Annotated in this window: 20 protein-coding genes; 5 read left to right on the plus strand and 15 right to left on the minus strand. The window is 64.9% G+C overall.

All coding sequences use genetic code 11. The features are described 5' to 3' along the window. Nucleotides 1-78: 78 nt before the first annotated feature. From ACFDR6_RS26030 to gltX, 8 genes are all read right to left on the minus strand, one after another. Nucleotides 79-846, minus strand: a complete 768-nt coding sequence (locus ACFDR6_RS26030; RefSeq protein ID WP_375859975.1) for an SDR family NAD(P)-dependent oxidoreductase — start codon at nucleotides 844-846, stop codon at nucleotides 79-81. Continuing rightward, nucleotides 843-1,952, minus strand: a complete 1,110-nt coding sequence (locus ACFDR6_RS26035) for an ABC transporter ATP-binding protein (protein WP_212090104.1) — start codon at nucleotides 1,950-1,952, stop codon at nucleotides 843-845. Before ACFDR6_RS26035 ends, ACFDR6_RS26030 begins: the two co-directional genes overlap by 4 nt. 10 nt (nucleotides 1,953-1,962) lie before the next feature. Further along, a complete protein-coding gene (locus tag ACFDR6_RS26040; RefSeq protein ID WP_317239349.1) occupies nucleotides 1,963-2,820 on the minus strand; it encodes a carbohydrate ABC transporter permease in 858 nt (285 codons plus the stop codon). Beyond that, the gene (locus ACFDR6_RS26045) at nucleotides 2,813-3,718 is read right to left on the minus strand and encodes a carbohydrate ABC transporter permease (protein ID WP_317243925.1); all 906 of its coding nucleotides are present in this window, start codon (nucleotides 3,716-3,718) and stop codon (nucleotides 2,813-2,815) included. Before ACFDR6_RS26045 ends, ACFDR6_RS26040 begins: the two co-directional genes overlap by 8 nt. Nucleotides 3,719-3,732: 14 nt before the next feature. After that, nucleotides 3,733-5,019, minus strand: a complete 1,287-nt coding sequence (locus tag ACFDR6_RS26050; protein ID WP_375859976.1) for an ABC transporter substrate-binding protein — start codon at nucleotides 5,017-5,019, stop codon at nucleotides 3,733-3,735. 69 nt (nucleotides 5,020-5,088) lie between these two features. Next, complete coding sequence (locus tag ACFDR6_RS26055) at nucleotides 5,089-6,261, minus strand: ROK family transcriptional regulator (RefSeq protein ID WP_375860026.1); 1,173 nt, start codon at nucleotides 6,259-6,261, stop codon at nucleotides 5,089-5,091. 179 nt (nucleotides 6,262-6,440) lie between these two features. After that, nucleotides 6,441-7,745 (minus strand): citrate synthase, encoded by a 1,305-nt coding sequence (gltA, locus tag ACFDR6_RS26060; protein WP_212090119.1) that lies wholly within the window; start codon nucleotides 7,743-7,745, stop codon nucleotides 6,441-6,443. A gap of 145 nt (nucleotides 7,746-7,890) precedes the next feature. Next, nucleotides 7,891-9,318, minus strand: coding sequence for a glutamate--tRNA ligase (gene gltX / locus ACFDR6_RS26065; RefSeq protein WP_375859977.1), 1,428 nt, complete (start codon nucleotides 9,316-9,318; stop codon nucleotides 7,891-7,893). Nucleotides 9,319-9,461: 143 nt separating this feature from the next. On the opposite strand from gltX, the gene ACFDR6_RS26070 reads away from it, so the two are divergent. From ACFDR6_RS26070 to ACFDR6_RS26085, 4 genes are all read left to right on the plus strand, one after another. Continuing rightward, nucleotides 9,462-11,138: a glutamine--tRNA ligase/YqeY domain fusion protein gene (locus ACFDR6_RS26070; RefSeq protein ID WP_375859978.1), complete on the plus strand. Its 1,677-nt coding sequence runs from the start codon at nucleotides 9,462-9,464 to the stop codon at nucleotides 11,136-11,138. A gap of 7 nt (nucleotides 11,139-11,145) precedes the next feature. Then, nucleotides 11,146-11,532 carry a nuclear transport factor 2 family protein gene (locus tag ACFDR6_RS26075; RefSeq protein ID WP_212090129.1) on the plus strand — a complete coding sequence of 129 codons (387 nt, stop codon included), beginning with the start codon at nucleotides 11,146-11,148 and terminating at the stop codon, nucleotides 11,530-11,532. A 249-nt stretch (nucleotides 11,533-11,781) separates the two neighbouring features. Continuing rightward, a complete protein-coding gene (locus ACFDR6_RS26080) occupies nucleotides 11,782-12,015 on the plus strand; it encodes a DUF2171 domain-containing protein (RefSeq protein ID WP_212090132.1) in 234 nt (77 codons plus the stop codon). Between the two features lie 95 nt (nucleotides 12,016-12,110). After that, nucleotides 12,111-14,387, plus strand: coding sequence for a ComEC/Rec2 family competence protein (locus ACFDR6_RS26085; RefSeq protein WP_375859979.1), 2,277 nt, complete (start codon nucleotides 12,111-12,113; stop codon nucleotides 14,385-14,387). 11 nt (nucleotides 14,388-14,398) lie between these two features. Here the strand turns inward: ACFDR6_RS26085 and ACFDR6_RS26090 are convergent, their stop codons facing one another. From ACFDR6_RS26090 to ACFDR6_RS26120, 7 genes are all read right to left on the minus strand, one after another. Then, nucleotides 14,399-15,337 (minus strand): GAF domain-containing protein, encoded by a 939-nt coding sequence (locus tag ACFDR6_RS26090; protein ID WP_212090138.1) that lies wholly within the window; start codon nucleotides 15,335-15,337, stop codon nucleotides 14,399-14,401. Nucleotides 15,338-15,545: 208 nt separating this feature from the next. Then, nucleotides 15,546-15,980 carry a hypothetical protein gene (locus ACFDR6_RS26095; RefSeq protein ID WP_212090141.1) on the minus strand — a complete coding sequence of 145 codons (435 nt, stop codon included), beginning with the start codon at nucleotides 15,978-15,980 and terminating at the stop codon, nucleotides 15,546-15,548. A gap of 391 nt (nucleotides 15,981-16,371) precedes the next feature. Further along, nucleotides 16,372-17,073, minus strand: a complete 702-nt coding sequence (lexA, locus tag ACFDR6_RS26100; RefSeq protein ID WP_100230812.1) for a transcriptional repressor LexA — start codon at nucleotides 17,071-17,073, stop codon at nucleotides 16,372-16,374. A 176-nt stretch (nucleotides 17,074-17,249) separates the two neighbouring features. Beyond that, entirely contained in the window at nucleotides 17,250-18,461 is a 1,212-nt protein-coding gene (locus tag ACFDR6_RS26105; protein ID WP_375859980.1) for a molybdopterin molybdotransferase MoeA, read from the minus strand. Nucleotides 18,462-18,677: 216 nt separating this feature from the next. Further along, nucleotides 18,678-18,884: a hypothetical protein gene (locus tag ACFDR6_RS26110; protein ID WP_212090147.1), complete on the minus strand. Its 207-nt coding sequence runs from the start codon at nucleotides 18,882-18,884 to the stop codon at nucleotides 18,678-18,680. A 161-nt stretch (nucleotides 18,885-19,045) separates the two neighbouring features. Next, nucleotides 19,046-19,669 (minus strand): HAD family hydrolase, encoded by a 624-nt coding sequence (locus tag ACFDR6_RS26115; RefSeq protein ID WP_212090150.1) that lies wholly within the window; start codon nucleotides 19,667-19,669, stop codon nucleotides 19,046-19,048. A 67-nt stretch (nucleotides 19,670-19,736) separates the two neighbouring features. After that, the gene (locus ACFDR6_RS26120) at nucleotides 19,737-20,870 is read right to left on the minus strand and encodes an alpha-hydroxy acid oxidase (RefSeq protein WP_212090153.1); all 1,134 of its coding nucleotides are present in this window, start codon (nucleotides 20,868-20,870) and stop codon (nucleotides 19,737-19,739) included. A 290-nt stretch (nucleotides 20,871-21,160) separates the two neighbouring features. Here ACFDR6_RS26120 and ACFDR6_RS26125 point away from each other — a divergent pair, with 290 nt between their 5' ends. Further along, nucleotides 21,161-22,498: a S41 family peptidase gene (locus tag ACFDR6_RS26125; RefSeq protein ID WP_212090156.1), complete on the plus strand. Its 1,338-nt coding sequence runs from the start codon at nucleotides 21,161-21,163 to the stop codon at nucleotides 22,496-22,498. Nucleotides 22,499-22,592: the final 94 nt, after the last annotated feature.

A 22,592-nucleotide genomic window follows, 5' to 3' on the forward strand; every position in this document is an offset into this window, starting at 1 on the left:
GCTCAAGGGCGGCCTGCATCGTCGTCAGCTTGACGTCTCCCTGGGAGAGCAACCCGGATGAGCAAGGAGTGCACGCCCCTACGCAACGCCGCCATCCACGCGAAAACACTGTCCAGTGATGCGCCGGCTTTCGTCAGAGGCGAGGAACAGCGCCATGCTGGCGATGTCCTCGGGCGTCACGGCGTCGGGAACGGCCTGACGCGAGCGCATCTCGGCGATGACCTTATCGTCCGGATACCACAGCCGGCGCTGGCGCTCGGTGATCACCATGCCCGGCGCAATCGCGTTGACCCGAATGCGGTCGGGACCGACCGACCGCGCCAGCGAGTTGGTGAAGCCGACGATCGCCGCTTTCGCCGCGGCGTAGACCGGCAGTGCCGGCGCGCCGCGCATCCAGGCGATCGAGGACATGTTGATGATCGAGCCGCCGCCGCGCGCCTGCATCTGCGGCACCACCGCTTGCGCGGCGAAGAAGACGTGCTTGAGATTGACGCCGATCATCCAGTCGAACTCGGCGGGCGTCACCTCCGCCAGCACCTGGCGCTGGTCGTTGGCGGCGTTGTTGACGAGCACCGCGGCGTCACCGAGCGTTCGCTGGATCTCCGCCAAGCCGGCGCGCAACGCGTCGACGTCCAGCAGATCGCAGGGCACGAACAGCGGCGTGGTCTCGGTAGCTTCAGCCACCTCGTCAACCAGCGCTCTGCCTGCCGTCTGGTCGATGTCGAGGAACGCGACCCGGGCGCGCTGGGCGGCGAAGGCGCGCACGAAGGCGGCACCGATGCCGCTGGCGCCGCCGGTGATCAGCACCACGCGATCGGCGAGGCCTGAATAGGTCGTCTTGGTCATGCGATCAGTCGCTCCGTCTCGGGGTCGAACAGGCAAACGCGGCGGGTGTCGAGCGCGAAAGAGGCGGACGCGCCGGGCACGGGCCGGATATCGGGCGAGATGCGCGCCATCGCCGGCTCACCTCCGAGCCGCAGCGAGACCATCGTCTCGGCACCGGTCGGCTCGACCATTTCGACGGGTGCCTCGACGAGGACAGGCGCGTCTGTCGAAAAGGCGCGGCTGCTCTCGGCAATGCATTCCGGCCTGATCCCGAACACCACCTCACGCCCGACAAAGGACGCTGCGCCGTCATAGTCCCTCAGGCGCAGACGGATCTCGTCCGGCCGGCCCGCGCCGATCACGACCACCAGCCCATCATTTTCGGTCTCGAGCCGTGCCGGCATGGTGTTCATCGGAGGCGAGCCCATGAAGCGCGCGACGAACAGGTTGGCGGGATAACGGTACACGGTATCGGGGTCGGCGAATTGCTGCACGCTGCCTTGATGCATCACTGCAATTCGCGTCGCCATCGTCATCGCCTCGATCTGGTCGTGGGTGACGTAGACGATGGTGGCGCCGATGCGCTGGTGCAGTCGCTTGATCTCCATCCGCATCTCGACGCGCAGCTTGGCGTCGAGATTGGACAGCGGTTCGTCGAACAGGAAGAGCAGGGGATCGCGCACCAGCGCGCGCCCCATCGCCACGCGCTGGCGCTGGCCGCCGGACAATTGCGAGGGTTTGCGGCCGAGCAGCGGCTCGATCTGGAGCAGTCTTGCGACATTCGCGACCGCAGTGTCCTGCGCGGCCTTGGGCACGTGGCGGCATTCCATGCCGAATGTGATGTTCTGGCGCACCGTCATCGAGGGATAGAGCGCGTAGGACTGGAACACCATGGCGATGTCGCGGTCCTTGGGCGGAACGTCGTTGACGACGCGCCCGCCGATCTCGATCGTTCCTGCGCTCGGTCGATCGAGGCCGGCGACGATGTTGAGCAGCGTGGACTTGCCGCAGCCTGATGGGCCGACCAGCACGGTGAACTCGCCGCTCTCGATATCGAGCGCGATGTCCTTCAGCACCTCGAGATTGGCGTAGCGCTTGGATAGGGCGCGAATGCTCAGTGCTGCCATGGCAATCCCATCATTTCACGGCCCCGGCCGTGAGGCCGCGGACGAAGTACTTACCGCCGAGGAGATAGATCAACAGAGTGGGCAGCGCCGCGATGATCACCGCTGCGCTCTGCACACCATGCTGCGGGATATCCGCGACAGCCGCGGACAGCGCGATCAAGGCGGCCGTGACGGGCTGCTGCTGGCCGGTCGTGAATGTCACGCCATAGAGGAACTCGTTCCAGATATGGGTGAACTGCCAGATCACCGTGACGATCAGGATCGGACCCGAGAGCGGCAGGATGATGCGCCAGAAGATGCGGAAGAAGCCGGCGCCGTCGATGCGTGCGGCCCTGATCAATTCAGGGGGAATGGCGACGTAGTAGTTCCGGCAGAACAGTGTGGTGAAGGAGAGGCCCTGGATGGTGTGGATCAGCACCAGACCCGCCAACGTGTTGATGAGGCCGATGTCCCGCAGGACGATGGTCCAGGGCAGCAGACGCATCTGCTGGGGGAGAAAGAGGCCCAGGGTCACGATGCCGTAGATCCAGTTGTCGCCGCGGAAGCGCCAGAGCGACACGGCGTAGCCGGCGATCGCACCGAGCAGGGTCGAGAAGATCGTTGCGGGAATGGTGACGAGCGCCGAGTTCAGCATGTACGGCCGGATGCCGGCGCAGGTCTCGGCGACGCAGAATCCGCTCCAGGCGGTTGCGTAATTGCTCCAAGCCCATTGCTGCGGCCAGCCGATCATCGAGGCCTGCGCGATCTCCTCGTTGCTGCGGAGCGAGTTCAGCACCACAACGACCAGCGGCGCGAGCCAGGCCGCCGCGATCAGCGACACGGCGAGATAGATCAAGATCCGGCTTGGCGCGAAGGAACGGTCACGCATGGGCGGCCCGCCGTCGCTGGATATATCGCCACGCCGCATAGGGCAGCAGCACCGCAAGCAGAATGAGCAACATCAGCACCGCCGCCGCCGCGCCGCGGCCAAGCAGGCTGCGCTGGAACATCAGGTCGTAGACGACGAGCGCCGGCAACTGGGTCGCGATTCCCGGACCGCCATTGGTGAGCGCGCGGACGAGGTCGAACGTCGAAATCGCGAACTGCAACTGGATCACCACCACGGTGATGGTGATCGGCCACAGCGACGGCAGGATGATGCGCCGGTAGATGCGGGCCGGTCCCGCGCCGTCGATCTGCGCGGCCTTGATGATGTCGACGTCGACGGAGCGAAGGCCGGCGAGGAAGAGTGCCATGGCAAAGCCGGAGGATTGCCAGATCGCGGCGATGACGATGGTCCAGATCGCCATGTCGCGGTCGATCAGCCAGTCGAACTTGAAGGAGGTCCAGCCGAGATCGTGGACCAGCTTCTGGATCCCGAGGCCGGGATTGAGCAGCCAGCTCCAGACCGTGCCGGTGACCACGAAGGACACCGCGAGGGGATAGAGGAAGACGGAGCGCAGCACGTTTTCGCCGCGAATGCGCTGGTCGAGCAGGATCGCAAGGATGAGGCCGGTCGTCGCACTCAGCACCACGAAAGCGATGCCGAACAGCAGCAGGTTATCGAACGCGATCTGCCAGTTCCGCGATGCCAAGACGGCCGAGTAATTGCGAAGGCCCACCCAGCCCGAGACCGGGACGAGGGTGGATGGTGTGAAGGAGATCCAGATCGTCCACAATGAGAACGAGACGAGGTGCGCGGCGGACAACAGCAGCGGCACCCAGATCATCAGATATTCAGGCAGCCGGCGCACCCATTCAGGAAGCGCCGGCCGGCCCGGTCTCATCGCGGCCGCATTGTTCAACGTGCGCCCTCGACGGCCTCGGCGAGACGAGTGGCCGCCTGCTCGGGCTTGATCGTCTTGTTCTTCACGTATTCCGTGATCACGTCGATCATCGCTGCGGTCATGCCGTTTTCCTGCGCCATGTTATGCGCGAGGCTGAGGACCGCCTGATTGCCGGCGATGGCGTCCTTCAGCGCCTTTGCGGTCGTTCGTTGCCCCTCGGACCAGCCTTCACCCGACAGATCGACATCGGTGCGTACCGGGATCGATCCCGTGATCTGCGAATACATGGTCTGGATTGCGGGATCCATGACGAGCTGGGCCATCAGCGTCTGACCGGCCTGCAGGTCCGCCTCCTTGCGCTGCCAGAAGATGAAGGCATCGGCATTCAACAGGAAGACCGGCTTGCTGTTGTCACTGGGGCCTGGCGCAATCATGAAGTCCTCGAACTTGAACCCGGCATTGCGCAATACGCCTTGCGCCCATCCGCCCATGATCATCATGCCCATGTCGCCGTCGATGAAGCGCTTCAAATTGGTCGAGAAGTGCTGGGCGCCGACATTGGGGTCCATCCAGTCGGCGATCTTGCGCAGCTGCGCGAACGCAGCCTTGATCTCAGGACCCTCCAGAGCCTTCTTGTCGAGGTTCATGATGGCGGCGCGGTAAGCGGCGGGGCTGATGCCGGCGAGAGCGGCCTCGAATTTTTGCCCGTCGTCCGGGCGGGTCCCACCGTTGGCGATGGGAGCGGCGACACCGCCTGCCTTCATCTTTTCCGCGAGGTCGTTGAACTCCGCCCATGTGACCGGAATCTTCTCGGCCTTGGCCTTGTCCATCGCGCGCTTGGACAGGAACAGCATATTGGTGCTGTAGATCTGCAACGGTAGGGCGATCCACTTGCCGGCCGGCTTGTGCAGTTTCGCAAGGTCAGGCGCGACGACCTTTTCGTAACCGGCGGCGGCGACGACGGCGTCGAGATCGACGGTCGGGGCGATCTTCGACCAGGCTGCGATCTCCGGACCTTTGAGTTGCGAACAGGCCGGGGGATCGCCGGCCATGATCTGCGCCCGCAACTTGTTCATCATCTCGGTGGTGAAGCCGGGGACCGGCGAATGCTGCCAAACTCCGCCTTTCTCCTCGAATTTCTTGCCGAGCGCGGTGATGGCAGCCCCGTCGCTGCCGGCGGACCATTGCGAGATCGCGGTCAGGCGCGGCTTGGCCGCGCCTTGCGCGCGGGCAAAGACGGGCAGTGCGAGCGCGGCGGCAGATCCAGCGAGCAGACGGCGCCTTGTTGTCGTGATCGGCATGGCAGTTCCTCCCGGTGTGAAGTTCTTTGCACAGGCATTGGCGCGTACGGCGCGCAGGCTCAGGGCATGTCAGGCCGCCTCCGTCGAGCTGGCCGGCATGCCGCCGCGGCTGGCGAGACAAAAGGCGGCGAAGGCGAGCGCAGCCTGCGGATCGTTGCCGGTCGAGGGCGGAACGAAGGCGAGGGACACTTGCGCCAGTTTACGGCCGCCCAGCAGGCAGGCGTCAATTCCTTCAACCACAGCGCTGCGATCGTCATCGGAGAGAAGCGACGGCCAGCCGCTGATCGCGACGCCGCCGCATGGCTTGACGTTCAACGTATTGCCGATCGCAAGGCCAAGCCGGAACAGCCGTCGCCGCAGCTCCTGGCGCACGCGCGACGAGAGCGGAATCGTGGTCACCCATTCGCTGCCGAGCTGGAGCAATTCGGCTTCGGCAATGCCGAGGAGCTCGGCCAGGGCAGGAAGCGACGTGTACGCCTCGACGCAGCCGTGGTGGCCGCAGCGGCAACGCGGCCCGTCGGGACCGAACACCATGTGGCCGAGCTCGACCGGCTGCAGGGCGTCGGCCTCGGTTGGATCGTCCATCCAGGTGCCGGCAACGCCCTGGCTGACGAAGACGAACAGATGGGTGTCGCTGAACGGATAGTTTTCCGTGCGGCAGCGGTGAAAGGTGGCGTGCGCAACGACCGAATTGGTGAATGCCAGCGGCACGCCGGCGAACGTCTCGCCGAACATGTCGCTGATACGCGCGACGTCGCAGGGAATGATCGGATTGGCCGATATGCTGAGACGGCCGAGGCCGGGAATGGAGACGCCGATCTGGGAGAGGGTGATCCGGCGGCGCCGCGTCCAGTCGCGCAGCAACGTCATCGCTTCGCGAAACGCCCGGCCGACGGTCTCGACGGTCGGCGTATTCGGCAGCGGCACACGCTCGGTGTAGTGCAGTTCGCCCGACAGGGCGCCCACGCCGACGCTGAGCCGCTGAGCGGTCAGCTCGAAGGCTGCAAGGGCGACCGAGCCATCGAGCGACACGAGGCCGGTCGGGCCGCCGACGTAAGGGGCAGGGCGCCGCACCTCTTCGATCAGGCCTTCGGCCTTCAGGTCGAACAGGATGCGCGACAGGCTCGCCTCGGACAGGCGCACCGCCTTGGCCAGCGGCGGGCGAAACGATCCGCCCGACTGTAGCAGATGAGTCAAAATGGCAGCGCGCGTCTGCCGCCGACTTCTCGGCTGCTCCGGCATTTCCGTCCCTGTCGTCATTCTTACTTACTGTAAGAATGCGCGCGGTGCGTTTCGACTGTCAAGCGTTCGGCGGCGCGATGCCTGGATTTGTTGTTGTGCGTGGCAGCAAAGCGTGGATGCACAAACAAAAACGGCGCCATCTTGCGATGGCGCCGTTCGTTGGACACTTTCGTCCGATCTTACTTGCGATCCTTGATCGCGACGTAGTCGCGGCGAGTGACGCCGGTGTAGAGCTGGCGCGGACGGCCGATCTTCTGCTGCGGATCCTCGATCATCTCGCTCCACTGGCTGATCCAGCCGACGGTGCGGGCGACCGCGAACAGCACGGTGAACATCGAGACCGGGAAGCCCATCGCCTTCAGCGTGATGCCCGAATAGAAGTCGACGTTCGGGTAGAGCTTGCGGTCGATGAAGTACTGGTCGCTGAGCGCGATCTTCTCCAGCTCCATCGCCACCTTCAGCATCGGATCGTCGCCATGGCCGGTCTCCTTGAGCACGGCGTGACACATCTTCTGCATGATCTTGGCGCGCGGATCGTAGTTCTTGTAGACGCGATGACCGAAGCCCATCAGGCGGACTTCGGAGTTCTTGTCCTTCACCTTGGCGATGAACTCGGGGATCTTGTCCACGGTACCGATCTCGGCGAGCATCGCGAGCGCGGCTTCGTTGGCGCCGCCATGCGCCGGGCCCCACAGGCAGGCGATGCCGGCGGCGATGCAGGCAAACGGGTTGGCGCCGGAAGAGCCGGCGATGCGCACCGTCGAGGTCGAGGCGTTCTGCTCGTGATCGGCGTGCAGGATGAAGATCTTGTCCAGCGCGTCAGCCAGCACCGGGTTGATCTTGTAGTCCTCGCACGGCACGGCGAAACACATGTTGAGGAAGTTCTCGGAGAACGTGAGCGAGTTCTTCGGATACACGAAGGGCTGGCCGACCGTGTACTTGTAGGCCATCGCCGCCAGCGTCGGGATCTTCGCGATCATGCGCATGGACGCGATCATGCGCTGCTTCGGATCGTTGATGTCGGTGCTGTCGTGATAGAACGCGGCGAGCGCGCCGACCGAGGCCACCATCACCGCCATCGGATGGGCGTCGCGGCGGAAGCCCTGGAAGAAGCGGGCCATCTGCTCGTGCACCATCGTGTGATGGATCACGCGGTCGTCGAAATCCTTCTTCTGCGCGGCAGTCGGCAGGTTCCCGTAAAGCAGGAGATAGCAGGTCTCGAGGAAGTCGCCGTTCTCGGCGAGCTGCTCGATCGGGTAGCCGCGGTATTCCAGCACGCCGGCGTCGCCGTCGATATAGGTGATCTTGGACTGGCAGCTCGCGGTGGAGGTGAAGCCGGGATCGTAGGTGAACAGGCCGGACTGGCCGTAGAGCTTGCCGATGTCGATGACATCAGGCCCGACGCTGCCGCTATGGATCGGGAGATCGTAGTTCTTGTTTCCGACCGTCAGCGTAGCGGTCTTATTGCTCGGTTTTGCGTCCATCGTAGGTCCCCGATGTATGGTGAAACGGGCCGGAGCCGGAGGCCCCTTGCGAGATGATGGGGCAGGCCGGAAGTTCCAGAAGGTACGGGGGAGATGGGTATATTATTGCTGTGTGCGCTGCAAGATCACCCCACGCATGGTCGACTTACGTCGTAGCCTGGTCCTTGAGCCGGGCGAGGCTTTCCTGGCGTCCCAGGACGTCCAAAACCTCAAATATACCAGGCGATGTCGTTCGTCCGGTCAGCGCAGCCCTGAGCGGCTGGGCGACCGCGCCAAGCTTGAGACTGTTTTCCTCGGCGAAAGCGCGCAGCGCAGCTTCGGTGGTGGCGCCGCTCCAGGTCTCGACTTTCTCCAGTGCGGAATGAAGCTGGCCGATCAGCTTGCGGTTCTCTTGTGTCAGCAGCGCCTGCGCCTTGGGATCGAGCTCCAGGGGGCGGTCGGCGAAGATGAAATAGGCGCCGTCGATCAGCTCGATCAGCGTCTTGGCGCGCTCCTTCAGGGCCGGCATGGCTTTGAGAAGCTGTGCGCGCGTGCTGTCGTTTAACTTGGCCTTAAGCTCGTCGCGGCTGGGCACGAGATGGTCGAGCACGTCCTCGAACATCTTCACGAGTGATTGATCGTCGGCGTGGCGGATGTAGTGGCCGTTGAGATTTTCCAGCTTGGCAAAATCGAAGCGGGCAGCGGCGCGGCCGACGCTGGCGAGGTCGAACGCCGCGATCATCTCCTCGGTCGAGAAGATCTCCTGGTCACCATGGCTCCAGCCCAGCCGGACGAGGTAATTGCGGACCGCAGCCGGCAGGTATCCCATGGCGCGGTAGGCATCGACGCCCAGCGCGCCGTGCCGCTTGGACAGCTTCGAGCCGTCAGGGCCGTGGATCAGGGGAATGTGGGACATGCTCGGCAGGGTCCAGCCCATCGCATCGTAAATCTGCTTCTGGCGGGCCGCGTTGATCAGATGGTCGTCGCCGCGGATCACATGGGTGACGCCCATGTCGTGGTCGTCGACCACCACGGCGAGCATGTAGGTCGGATTGCCATCGCCGCGCAGCAGGACGAGGTCGTCGAGGTTTTCGTTCTGCCAGACCACGCGGCCCTGGACCTGATCCTCGATCACGGTCTCGCCGGTCTGCGGCGCGCGCAGGCGGATGGTCGGTTTCACGTCGGACGGGGCGGTCGCGGCATCGCGGTCGCGCCACATGCCGTCATAGAGGCGGGTGCGTCCTTCAGCGCGCGCCTTCTCGCGCATGGCGGTGAGCTCCTCGGCGGTCGCGTAGCAGCGATAGGCCTTGCCGTCGGCGAGCAGCTGCTCGGCGACCTCGCGGTGACGGGCGGCGCGGCTGAACTGGTAGATGACCTCGCCGTCCCAGCCGAGCTCGAGCCACTTCAACCCGTCGAGGATGGCGCCGATCGCGGCTTCGGTGGAGCGCTCCCGGTCGGTGTCCTCGATCCGCAGTAGCATCTTGCCGCCATGTTTCTTCGCATAGAGCCAGTTGAACAGCGCCGTGCGGGCGCCCCCGATATGGAGGAAGCCGGTCGGCGAGGGAGCGAAGCGGGTGACGACGGAATCGGTCATTCTTGGCAGGGCCTGTGCATGGGAAGCGGTGGTGTATAGCAGGACCGGAGCATAACTAAAGCCCGTCGGCGGACCTCGTGGGCCTTGGCGCGGCCACGCGAATTTGGCAGAAGGACCGCTGATTTCCCGACAGGATTTTCGTAATGACAGAACCGGTGGCAGCTGAGGTTGGGCGCGATTTCATTCGTGACATCATCCAGGCCGACCTCGATCAGGGCAAATACAGCGAGATCGTGACCCGGTTCCCGCCGGAGCCGAACGGCTATTTGCATATCGGCCACGCCAAGTCGATCGCACTCAATTTTGGCATTGCCCAGGAGTTTCCGGGCCGCTGCCATTTGCGCTTCGACGACACCAATCCGGTCAAGGAAGAGCAGGAATACATCGATTCCATCCAGGCCGACGTGCGCTGGCTGGGGTTCGACTGGGGCAAGAACCTGTTCTTCGCCTCGGATTATTTCGACCGCCTGTACGAATGGGCGGAGAAGCTGATCCGCGACGGGCTCGCCTATGTCGACGACCAGACCCAGGAGGAGATCCGCACCTCCCGCGGCACGCTGACCGAGCCCGGAAAGAACTCGCCGTTCCGCGACCGCAGCGTGGAGGAAAACCTCGACCTGTTCCGGCGCATGAAGGCCGGTGAATTCCCGAACGGCGCGCGCGTGCTGCGGGCCAAGATCGACATGGCCTCAGGCAACATCAATCTGCGCGACCCCGTGCTGTACCGCATCCTGCACGCGCACCATCCGCGCACCGGCACCAAATGGAGCATCTATCCGAGCTACGATTATGCGCACGGCCAGTCGGACGCGATCGAGGGCATCACGCATTCGATCTGCACGCTGGAGTTCGAGGACCACCGGCCGCTCTACGACTGGTTCATCGAGAAGCTGCCGGTGCCGTCACAGCCGCACCAGTATGAGTTCGCGCGGCTGAACCTGACCTACACGCTGCTGTCCAAGCGCGTGCTGACCCAGCTCGTCCGCGACGGCCATGTCGCAGGCTGGGACGACCCGCGGATGCCGACCATGGCGGGCATGCGCCGCCGCGGCGTGCCGCCAGCAGCCTTGCGCGAGTTCGTCAAGCGCATTGGGGTTGCGAAAGCCAACAGCGTGGTCGACGTCGGCATGCTGGAGTTCTGCATCCGCGAGGAGCTGAACCGCACGTCGCAGCGGCGCATGGGCGTGCTGCGGCCGCTCAAGGTGGTGATCGAGAACTATCCGGAAGGGCAGACCGAGGAGCTCGAGGCGATCAACCACCCCGACGATCCCAGCGTGGGCACCCGGAAAATCACGTTCGGCCGCGAGCTCTATATCGAGCAGGACGACTTCATGGAGAACCCGCCGAAGAAGTTCTTCCGCCTGTCGCCGGGCAACGAGGTGCGGCTGCGCTACGCCTATTTCGTCAAGTGCACCGGCGTGATCAAGAACGACAAGGGCGAGGTGGTGGAGCTGCGCTGCACCTATGATCCCGCGACCAAGGGCGGTAACGCGCCCGACGGCCGCAAGGTCAAGGCGACCATGCACTGGCTGCCGGCGGCGACATCGGTGCCCGCGGAGATCCGCATCTACAACCAGCTGTTCTCCAACCCCAGCCCGGATGCGTCGAACTTTGCGGCCGATCTCAATCCGAATTCGCTGGAGATCCTGTCCGACGCACGGATCGAGGCGTCGGTCGCGGAGAGCAATTCGACCGAGCCGATGCAGTTCGAGCGCCAGGGCTATTTCGTGCGCGACAAGGACTCGACGCCCGGAAAGCCCGTGTTCTCGCGCACCATCGGCCTGCGCGACACGTTCGCGAAGGAAGTCGCGAAGGGGTGAGGCGCGCATGAGCAGAGAAGCCGACGCCATTGTTTCCACCATCATCGCGAAATGGTGCGCCGGTTTCGCGAGCCTTGACGCGGCCGCGCTGTCGTCGCTGTATGCGAAGAACGCGTTCTTCTTCGGCTCCAACCCAAAGCTCTATCGGGGCAGGGACGGCGTGGCCGAGTATTTCGACGGCTTGCCGCGGTGGCGCAAGCCGAGCGCCGTGTTCTCCGACGTGAACGCAGCGCAGGCCGGCCCTGATCTGATCAACATGGCCGCGACCATCTCGTTCGATCTCGCCGGCGAGCGGGACGATCTCATCGTCAAGATGAGCTGGGTGATCATCCGCGAGGACGGCGAGTGGAAGATCGTCAATCACCACGCCTCGTCGCAGGCGCCGCTAATCTGACGCGACTCCATCGGTTTCGTCATTCCGGGGCTCGCGACGTCGCGCCCCGGAATGACGACTCGTGCCGTAGGATGGGCAAAGGTGCAAAGCGCCGTGCCCACCATATCTCGGTGACGAGAAAATTCGTGGGCACGCGTTCCTTTGCCTACCCTACGGCACCTGCCAAGCAGCAGCACACGGCATCGTCATTCTCGTGAGAGAACAGACGTGCATCCTGCGCGTTGAGGTGGGTCCAACAAGGAACCCACCATGCAGAACATCGCAGAGCATATGGAAGTCATCGGCGCCGACGGCGTCCATGTCGGTACCGTCGACAAGGTCGAAGGCAACCGGATCAAGCTGACCAAGAAGGACAGCGGCCAGGGCAGCCACAAGGGCCATCATCATTTCATCGACAAGGGCCTGGTCGCCGACGTCGAGGGCAACAAGGTCCGTCTCTCGGCCAAGGCCTCGGTGGCCGTGACCATGGAAGAGGAAAAGTAGGGCGCCCTCTCGCGTTCCCGATATGTACCGCTATTCGCCCGACCGCACGTTCCGGTAGCCTTGGCGGCAATCGCGTCGCGTAGGGTGCAGGGAAGATGGCGGAGCCGGGCCGGCCAGTACGGTCCCAAGGTATTGCCGGGACGTGGCCGGTCGGCCGTGCTGCGCCCGCCGGCGGCTTTGTTCCGGCGGGCTTTGGCATCTGGCCCGCGATCGTCGAAACAATCCGCGCATGGGCCCGCGCCGAGGCCGGTCCCGGGCGTCTGTTGCCGTGGGTGCCGGTCGCCTTCGGCGGCGGCATCGCGCTCTATTTTGCCGCCGATCATGAGCCGGTGCTGTGGGTTGTCGCGACGACGGCGATCGTGCTGCTGCTCGGCGCGATCCTGTTGCGGCGGAGCCGGCTGTTCGCGCCCGCGATCATGATCGCTGCGGTCGCCGCGGGCTTTGCCGTGGCGTCCTGGAAGACGGCGCGCATCGCCCATCCGGTGCTGGCAAAACCGCTCTATTCGGTGTCGCTGTCGGGCTTCGTCGAGACGCGCGATATCCGCGAGCGCACCGATCGTTTCGTGCTGCGCGTCACCGCCATGGAGGCGCAGCGCAGCGACGTCAAGCTGGAACGCGTCCGCCTCTCCGTGCGCAAGGGCACGGCGCCCGAGGTCGGCAGCTTCGTGCAGCTCAAGGCGCGGCTGATGCCGCCGCTCGCGCCGGTCCGCCCCGGCAGCTACGATTTTTCACGCGACATGTTCTTCCAGGGTATCGGCGCCTCCGGCTTCGTGATGGGCGCGATCACGGCTTCTGTCCCGCCGGATGCCGGTGGCCTGCGGCTGCGCTATGCCGCTTTCATGCAGGGCCTGCGCGATGCCATCGACGCCCGCATCCGCTCAACGCTCGAGGGCGACAACCGCGCGATCGCGACGGCGCTGCTCACCGGACGGCGTGATGCGATTTCCGCGCCCGTGAACGATGCGATGTTCATCTCGGGACTCGGACACGTTCTTTCGATCTCGGGCTATCACATGGCGGTGGTCGCGGGCGTCGTCTTCTTCGCGGTGCGCGCGTTGCTGGCCCTGATCCCGGGCCTCGCAGTCGGCTTCGCCATCAAGAAATGGTCGGCCGCAGCCGCCCTGGTGGCGGCCGCGTTCTATCTTCTGCTGTCGGGTGCGGAGGTCGCGACGCAACGCTCGTTCTTCATGACCGCCGTGGTGCTGATCGCGGTGATGGTCGATCGCCGCGCCATTACCTTCCGCACCCTGGCCGTGGCGGCGCTGATCGTGCTTGCGGTTGCGCCCGAGGCGCTGGTGCATCCCAGTTTTCAGATGTCCTTCGCCGCGACGCTCGGGCTGGTGGCACTGGTGCAGATCGGCATGCCGAACCTGCTTGCCTCGCCTGATCATTCGGCGACGGCGCGCGTCGCGCTGTGGGGCGGCCGCGAGATCGCGATGCTGTTCCTGGCCTCGCTGATCGCAGGGCTTGCGACCACGCCCTATGCCGCCTTCCACTTCCATCGCGTCACGCCCTACGGCGTGCTCGCCAATCTCGGTGCGATGCCGGTCGTCTCCGCGCTGGTGATGCCGGCAGGCCTGTTGGGATTGCTCGCGGCGCCCTTCGGGCTCGACGGCATGTTCTGGTGGCTGATGGGGATTGGCATCGACTGGATGGTTGCGGTCTCGCGCTGGGTGGCGGCCTTGCCGGGCGCGGTCGGCCGCATTCCAGCCTTTGGCATCGCGCCACTGATTGCAGCAAGCCTCGGCATCATCGTGATGGGTCTGCTGCGCACGCCCCTGCGCTGGTGCGGTGCCGTGGTGCTGCTGGCCTCCATCGCCTGGGGCCTGTCGGTGCGGCAGCCCGATATCCTGATTGCAGGGGATGGCGCGAGCGTCGCGGTACGCGGCGGGGACGGGCGGTTGCACCTGATCAGGACGGGCAAGGACAATTTCCTGCTGAAGGAGTGGCTGGCGGCCGACGCTGATCCGCGCGATGCCGGCAGCAGCGCGCTGGCCGAAGGCGTGTCGTGCGACGAGTCCGGCTGCGTGACGCCGCTCGCCGACGGGCGGCTGGTCGCGCTGGCCTCGCGCATCGACGCGCTGGCGGACGATTGCAGCCGGGCTGCACTGGTGGTGGCGTCGCGGCCCGCGCCGCCCGATTGCGCGGCAATGGTGGTCGATCGGCAGCGGCTCGCTCGCCAGGGTGCGCTGGCCCTGACGCAGCGTGGCGAGGGTTTTTCCGTGCAGGCGGTGAGGGCGAGAGGCACGAACCGCCCGTGGTTGCCCGCCGGTGCCGGCGAAGGTGATTTCGATGGCAGCCTTGCGCCGAAGGTGGCGCTCCGCAACCGGGACGCTACGCCGTCGGAGGCTGACTTGCAGGCCGACGATTGATTGCGATTGATTTACAGATACCAGGCCAGCACGGCTTCCAGCCTTGCGTTGTCGATGACCGGCAGGGCCACCATCCGGCTCAGCCCGGCTACGCGGGCCTCGGAGCCGGCGATCGAGCTGTCATGGGTGAGATCGTCGTCGAGCGCCGGCATGCCGGTGGCCCATGCGCCGCCGATGCTGCCTTCGCCCCTGCCGATGGATCTACCCGCGTAGAGCGCGGCAAGGTCGGTCTGCGCGCTGCAATCGCCGGCGCGAAAGACCAGCACTGAGCGGGCCTCGTTCGGGACCCAGATCTCGAAGCGTCGCGCAATCGGGGTTGCCTGCGCGGAGAGCAATGTCAGAACCCACGTCTCGGTGCCGGTTCGGTAGGGCACGCCGACCCCCAAATTGATCCCGATCTTGGCCGCGTCCTCCCAGCGCAGGAAGCTCTTGGCGTCGTGCAGGTCCTTGATGATCAGCGGCAGACCCGCCTTCCAGGTGCGTCCGGGCAGGCCGAAGCCGCGCGGAAACCTGGTGTGGCGGGAGTTGAATTCGAACATGTCCGCCATGCCGTAATAGCCGTCGACGAGCGCCATCTCGTGGGAGCGATCGGGATCGTTGTGCCAGAGTTCGATCGCGCCGACATGCGCCTCGTCGTCCCCGCAGAACAGCACCATCACGGCTTGCAGGAATTCGCCCGCGAACACCGGCACCGCCACGCCGCAGGTGAGGCCGGCCGCGACGGCCTGCTCGGTCCGTTTGAAATAGGAGTTGGCGAAGGTCGTGAGGATGACGGGATGGCCAGAGGCCCAGGCCTTGCCGGGAAGTCCCTCGTCATATCCGAAGTGCAGGTCCTCGCTCACGGACTTGAACGCGGACAGCCCTTCGCCGTAGAGGCCGCCGCCGAATTCCAGACGCCTGCGCGTCCGGTCGGGCACCCAGAGTTCAACGACGCGAATGAAGGTCTTCATCGAGCGTGTCCGCCGCCTCAAACCACGACAGCATCGGTCATTTGGCTGCGGAGCGGACGTTCAAAATTCAGGCAGGACGGCTCAAACTTCGTGCGGCGCCGGGCGGGCCGATCGATGTTCGTGAAAACACGAACCATGCCATCTCGCCGGCGTCTGCCGGCGATGGCACTTCAATCCTGGCGGCATCCAGTTGTCAGTCGAGGTGGCGTCAGCCGATCGGCAGGCGCGTGACCGGCGACCGGCTGTCGTCGATGATCTGCGGCTTGTGCTCGCGCTCGCCGACGGGCTGGGTCACCGGCAATTGCAACACGGTGGCACGCTGGCCTTCGACGAGTTGTGTCACCAGCACGTATTTACCGTCAGGGAATTCGATCGCGTCGTGGTGGCGATCGGGAATGTGCGGATCGATCTTGCCGAACTTGCCGACGCGCGAATTGACGGTGCGCGTCCAGATCCAGCGATTGTCGTAGCGGACGTTGTCGGCGAAGGCGAGCTCCGTCCCGGGCAGCAGACAGACGGCCACGGTCGGATCGGCGGCAGAAGCAAAGCCACGCGTCGAGGTGCCGCGGAACGTTGTCGACACGATCGTCTCGCCGACTTCGGCGGGGCGCGATGCAACGGCATGCAGGCTGTAGTCACACATCGGGTGCTCCTCATTCGAAGATAGCAACCCGCGCCTCCCTCGGAGGCGCAAGCCTCTATCAGAGTGGAAGCACGCAACGCTCTGCTTGGTTGTAGGCAAATCTGCGGCTGGTCTGCGGGACGCGATCAAATTATCTTTTCGAATCCGACAGGAACAAAGCTCACATCAATGCATTCGGCGAGGACCAACGTCAGCGGCGCGCGGGCGCCGATGCGTCATGTCTGCTCGAGGACTCGAGACCGCGAAGCAATGGGGGCCTGTGGCGACACGCCGAGGCGTCGCCTCTGAAGAGGGGCCGGACAATCTGCGCAAGACCAGAAGATTGCCCAGCAGGAGCGGATCAGATCCGCTCCAGTCGGAATCATGGGTATCGAATGACCGCCGAGGGCTCTCAGTACTTCCGGTAAAGCCCGATCAGCTTGCCCTGAATCTTGACGCGGTTCGGCGGCAGGATGCGCACCTCATAGGCGGCATTGGCGGGCTCGAGTGCGATCGAGGCGCCGCGGCGGCGGAAGCGCTTGAGCGTGGCCTCCTCGTCGTCGATCAGCGCCACCACGATGTCGCCGGTATCGGCGCTCTCGTTGCGCTGGATCAGCGCCATGTCGCCGTCGAGGATACCTGCCTCGACCATGGAATCGCCGCGCACTTCGAGCGCGTAATGCTCGCCGGAGCCGAGCATGTCGGGCGGCACGCTGATGGTGTGGCTGCGGGTCTGCAACGCCTCGATCGGCGTGCCGGCCGCGATGCGGCCCATCACGGGCACTGCGACGGGCCGCTCGCCCTCGTCAACGGGCGGGCTGGAGCTCGCGCGCACCTTGCCGAGATTGCCCTCGATGACGCTCGGCGTGAAGCCGCGCCGGTTGCCGGCCGCAGCCTGAAGCTCCGGCAGCTTGATGACTTCGATGGCCCGAGCGCGGTTGGGCAGGCGGCGGATGAAGCCACGCTCCTCGAGCGCGGTGATCAGGCGGTGGATGCCCGACTTCGAGCGCAGGTCGAGCGCATCCTTCATCTCGTCGAAGGACGGCGGCACGCCGCTTTCCTTCAAACGTTCACTGATGAACCGCAGAAGCTCGTATTGTTTGCGCGTTAACATCTCGACCTAAGTCCCCCGGTTGATGTCGTTCGATTCCGAGACGATGAATTCAGCGATAAGCCGCTACATGCTCGAAACAAATCATGAACGGACACTATATGTTCGATACATGTTCCGCAACTGCTTAATTTACCGTGAACAGGGGCGAGTTCGCGGAATGCGTGTGGCCGCGCAGTTCAGACGGGGAGGCGCAGCACCTCGCAAGGGCTGCCCGCCTCGGCCTTCGGCGCGAACGGCGGGCGCACGAGAAGTACCTGTGCTGCAGCAAGATTCGCAAGCAGAGAGGAGTCCTGATGGCTGACGGGAACGGCAACGAGCGCGCCGTCGTCGCGCAGCTCCAGGCGCGCGCGCAGATACTCCTCACGCTGGTCGTTGGCGCCGAGATCGCGGCCCAGCACGGCCCGCTCGCGGCGATGATGAATCACCGAACGGCCCGACAGCGCGCGAATCAACGGCACCATGAACAGGAAGGCGCACACATAGGAGGACACCGGATTGCCGGGCAGGCCGATCACGCGCATCGCGCCGAGCCGTCCGTGCATCATCGGCTTGCCGGGCCGAATCGCGATCTTCCAGAACGCCATCGAGATGCCTTCGTCCCGGAGCGCTTGCTGGACCAGATCGTGGTCGCCGACAGATGCGCCGCCCGTCGTGACCAGGATGTCGGTACCGGCCTCGCGGGCGCGCCGGATGCCGGCGGAGGTGGCTGCAAGCGTGTCTGCGGCAACACCGAGGTCGATGGTCTCGGCGCCCTCGCTGCGGGCGAGCGCGTGCAGGGCGTAGCCATTGGAATAGACGATCTGGCCGTGCCCGGGCGTTGAGCCCGGCATCACCAGTTCGTCGCCGGTGGCGAGGATCGCGACCTTCGGACGGCGGCAGACGGCGAGGTGGGGGTAATTCATGGCGGCGGCGAGCGCGAGATCGCGCTCCGTCAGCCGGGTTCCCTTGCGCAAGAGGACGTCGCCTTCACGGAAGTCGACGCCTGCCGGGCGGATGTGCCGTCCGGCGATCGCGGCTTGCTTGATCGTGACGCAGCTGTCGTCCGCGACGGTGTCCTCCTGGATCACGACGGCGTCGGCGCCGTCGGGAATGACGCCGCCGGTGAAGATCCGTACGGCTTCGCCGGCGCCGACCGTTCTTGCGAAAGGACGGCCCGCCGCGACCTCGCCGATGACCGTCAGCCGGGAATCGATCGTTGCCGCATCGGCGGCGCGGACGGCATAGCCGTCCATCGCCGACATCGCCTGCGGCGGCTGCGTGCGCCGCGCCGCGACGTCGCGCGCGAGCACGCGATGGTAGGCATCGTCGAGCGGAGCCATCTGTTCAGCCAGCGGCTCCGCACCCGCCAGTACCGCGGCAAGCGCGTCAGAAACGGGCATCAAAGCCAAGGGCTAAACTCCTGCTGAGCACATCGATAAATGGCCGGCGAGAGTTCTATCCGAGTGCGGGCGCGAGGCAAAGCAGCACGCAGGTGATTTAGCCTGCGTGGCCCCAGCGGAGGACGCAGCTCACGTCCGTCGCGGCATGATCCGGAAGGCGAGACAGACCGGGATGAGGATGGCCATGGCGAGCACGAGAAGGACGAGCACCACGGCCAGCATCGGTCAACTCCCGCTCGGTCGGTCCGAGCCGTCGTCCAGTGCGACGTCGGGAGCTTTGGGACCTTGATCCTTGTCCGGTAGCGGATCGGCCAAGGATTTCAGGTCGGCGGCCTTGCTGATCAGCTTGGCGGAAAGGTCAGAATCCGAGGTGGTTCTTGCGAATTCAAGCAGGAGAGAGGCTTGCTTGGTGAGATAGGTTTTGCCCAGCACGTCGATAAGTCCGATGTAGAAGTCCCAACGGACTCAATGAGTCCTAAGGGCGGTATTCCGTTCCCGGAACTCTGTACAAAAATGCACAAAGGGAACTGGTTCCCCATTCTGTGCAAATTTTGCCTTCGGGAGGCCGGTTCCGCGGCGACGGCCGGCTGGCCTCAGATGCCCAGTGCCTTCAATGCGTTCCCGACATCGCGCGGCGAGGTGACATGCACGGCGGTCAGGCCGCGTGCCCGGGCTCCCTCGATGTTCTCGGCGAGATCGTCGAAAAACAGGATGCGCTCCGCCGGGACGCCGATCGCCGAGACGACATGGTCGAAAGCCGCCGCATCCGGTTTGCGCAGGCCGATGCTGGACGACAGATACAGCTCGCGGAAATGGCCGAGCAGGCCGGCATATTCCTTCGAGAAATAATCGACATGCGGCCGATTGGTGTTGGAGAATGCGTAGAGCGGCATCCGCTTTGCCGCACGCGGCAACAGCTCGGCGATATCAGGCATCTCGCCGGCGAAGATCGCGTTCCAACCCTCGAGGAACTGCGCGTCCGAAATGCCGATTCCGAGCGAGCTTCGCAGCGAGGCGAAATAATCCTCGTCGGTTATCCTGCCGACCTCGTGCAGCTGGTAGGCCTCGTCACGCACATAGCGCGCGACGATCGCCTCCGGCCGGCAGCCGGCATGTCCCGCCCAGCAGGCGATCGCCTTGGAGAAGTCGATGTCGAGCACAACGCGCCCGAGATCGAACAGAAGCGCATCCGCGCTGCCGGGAGAGAGCGATGTCATTGCGTCCTTTTCAGTTCAGCATCGGCAAGGGTCGGCAAGTCACCTTCGACGGGTCACTTTCGACAAGTCAGTATCGATAAGGCTCGTGGTCGAACAGCGGGAACGCGCTGAACACGCTCGGCGCGTTGGTGGCGGTGGCCGGACGCAGGCAGGATCTGTCGACCTCGGCAAACGAGGTGGCGCCCAGCAGGCCGAGGCAGCGCAGCACCTCGTCCTCCAAGAGCTCCAGCATCCGCGTGATGCCGGCTTCGCCGGCCGCCGCCAGCGCCCAGCATTGCAGCCGGCCGATGCCAACGAGGTCTGCGCCTGCCGCGATCGCCTTGACGATGTCGGTGCCGCGACAGACCCCGCCATCGACCATGATCTTGGCACGCCCTTTCACGGCCTCGACGATCTCGGGCAGCACATGCATGGCGCCGAGGCCATGGTCGAGCTGGCGGCCGCCATGATTGGAGACATAGATCCATTCGACGCCGTGATCGACCGCGATCAGGGCGTCCTCGGCGGTGGCGATGCCCTTCAGGATCAGCGGGATCTTGAACTTGTCCTTGACCATTTTCACCGTCCGCCACTCCAGGCCCTTCTGGAAATCGCCGCCGGTGGCACGCAGGCGGCTCTCGCGAACGTAGCGCTTGGCGATGTCACGTTCGCGACGGCTGTAATGGGCGGTGTCGACGGTCAGGCAGAAGGCGGCATAGGCGTTCTTCTCGGCGCGGCTGACGACATCGGCGACGAAAGCGTCGTCGCCGCGGACATAGAGCTGATAGAGCCGGAGCGCATCGGGGGCTGCCTCGGCGGTCTTCTCCAGTCCCGGCTCGGAGACCGAGCTCAGCATGTGCGATGCGCCGAAGGCGCCGGCACCGCGCGCGACGCTCGCCGCGCCGTCCGGGTCGAAGATCTCGAGCGCGCCGACGGGGGCGAGCACCACCGGCAGACGCATCTTGCGGCCGAACTGCTGAACCGAGCCGTCCACCTTGCGGACGTCGCGCAGCACGCGCGGGCGAAAGGCGATCTCGTCCAGCGCCATGCGGTTGCGGCGCATCGTGGTTTCGGTCTCGGCGGCACCGACGATGTAGTCCCAGGCGTTCTGGTTGAGATTGGCCCGCGCTTTCCGGACGAATTCGTGCAGGTTCTGGAACGGCTCGTTGCTGGCGCCGAGCTCGACGTTCCGTTCCGCCCGGATGCGGGGTGCTTCGTTCATTGTTATCCTCCCGAGAATTTGAAGCCTTATGTCATCGCCTAACCCGTCCAGCCCTCCAAAACTATCCTAAAATCGCATAGCTGCGAGGCGTGACCGGCCGACCGATTTCCCTTGCGGGCGGACCAGTCCTGCAACGTTGCCAAAAGTTTAGGTCCGGACGAAGCGATTTCTGCGGCGGTCCCGTTGGCGCGGCATCCCGGCCTTGAAGAAACCAGAATGGTATTGTGAGAAGCGGACTGGATCGCCAATTGCATGGCGCCCCAAAGCCCCAAGCGAGAAGGTCAGACTACATGCGGAAATCCCTGCTGTTCCCTCTGGGCGCGCTCACCGGAGCGTGTCTGACCCTTCTGGTAGCCAGCCCGCACGGCGGCGTATGGGCGGCACGGGCGGCAGTGGGCGCGAATGATGCCTATTCCCAGCTCAACCTGTTCGGCGAAGTGTTCGAGCGCGTGAAGGCGAGCTATGTCGAAAAACCGGACAATGCCAAGCTGGTCGAGGGCGCGATCACGGGCATGGTGACCTCGCTCGATCCGCATTCGCGCTACATGAATGCGAAGGCCTGGACGGAGATGCAGGAGACCACCTCCGGCGAGTTCGGCGGCCTTGGCATCGAAGTCACGATGGAAGACGGCCTCGTCAAGGTCGTCTCGCCGATCGACGATACGCCCGCCTCGAAGGCCGGCCTCATGTCCGGCGACCTCATCAGCAAGATCGACGGCGAGGCCGTGCAGGGCATGACGCTCGAGCAGGCCGTCAACAAGATGAAGGGCCCGGTCGATACCCAGACCAAGCTCACCATCCTGCGCAAGGGCGCGGACGCCCCGCTCGATGTCGCGATCAAGCGCGAGATCATTCATGTGCGTCCGGTCCGCTTCCATGTCGAGAACGGCGACATCGGCTATATCCGCATCACATCGTTCAACGAGCAGACCACCGACGGCCTGAAGAAGGCGATCGCCTCGATCTCCAGGGACGTCCCGCAGGACAAGCTCGTCGGCTATGTCGTGGATCTGCGCAACAATCCGGGCGGACTTCTCGACCAGGCCGTGTCGGTGTCGAGCGCGTTCCTGCAACGCGGCGAGGTCGTTTCGACCCGCGGCCGTACTGCCGAAGAGACCCAGCGCTTCACCGCGCATGGCGGCGACCTCACCAAGGGCAAGCCGCTGGTGGTCCTGGTCAATGGCGGCTCGGCCTCGGCCTCGGAGATCGTGGCCGGCGCACTGCATGACCACAAGCGTGCCACGATCATCGGCACGCGCTCTTTCGGCAAGGGCTCGGTGCAGACCATCATTCCGCTCGGCGCCGCCAACGGTGCGCTGGCGCTGACCACGGCGCGCTATTACACGCCGTCAGGACGCTCGATCCAGGCTCAGGGCATCGCCCCCGACATCGAGATCCTGCAGGACGTGCCGCCCGAGCTGAAGGGCCGGATGGACACCATGGCGGAGTCGCAGATGCGCGGGCATCTGTCGGCCGGTGAGGGCGGCGAGCAGACCGGATCGCAGTCCTACGTGCCGCCGAAGGCGGAGGACGACAAGGCCCTGCACGCGGCCTATGACTTCCTGCACGGCGTCACCGCGAATGCGGTTGCATCGAAGCGCGCGTCGAAGGCTGCGGTGCCGAACTAGACTCTTCGCGACGTCCAGACAATCGCCCGGCAGCGGATGACCGCTGCCGGGCGATTTCGTTTGGTCGTGTCTCAGTTCGGTGTGATGGCTCGCG

Source organism: Bradyrhizobium tunisiense, from assembly GCF_042263385.1.
Lineage (GTDB): Bacteria > Pseudomonadota > Alphaproteobacteria > Rhizobiales > Xanthobacteraceae > Bradyrhizobium > Bradyrhizobium tunisiense.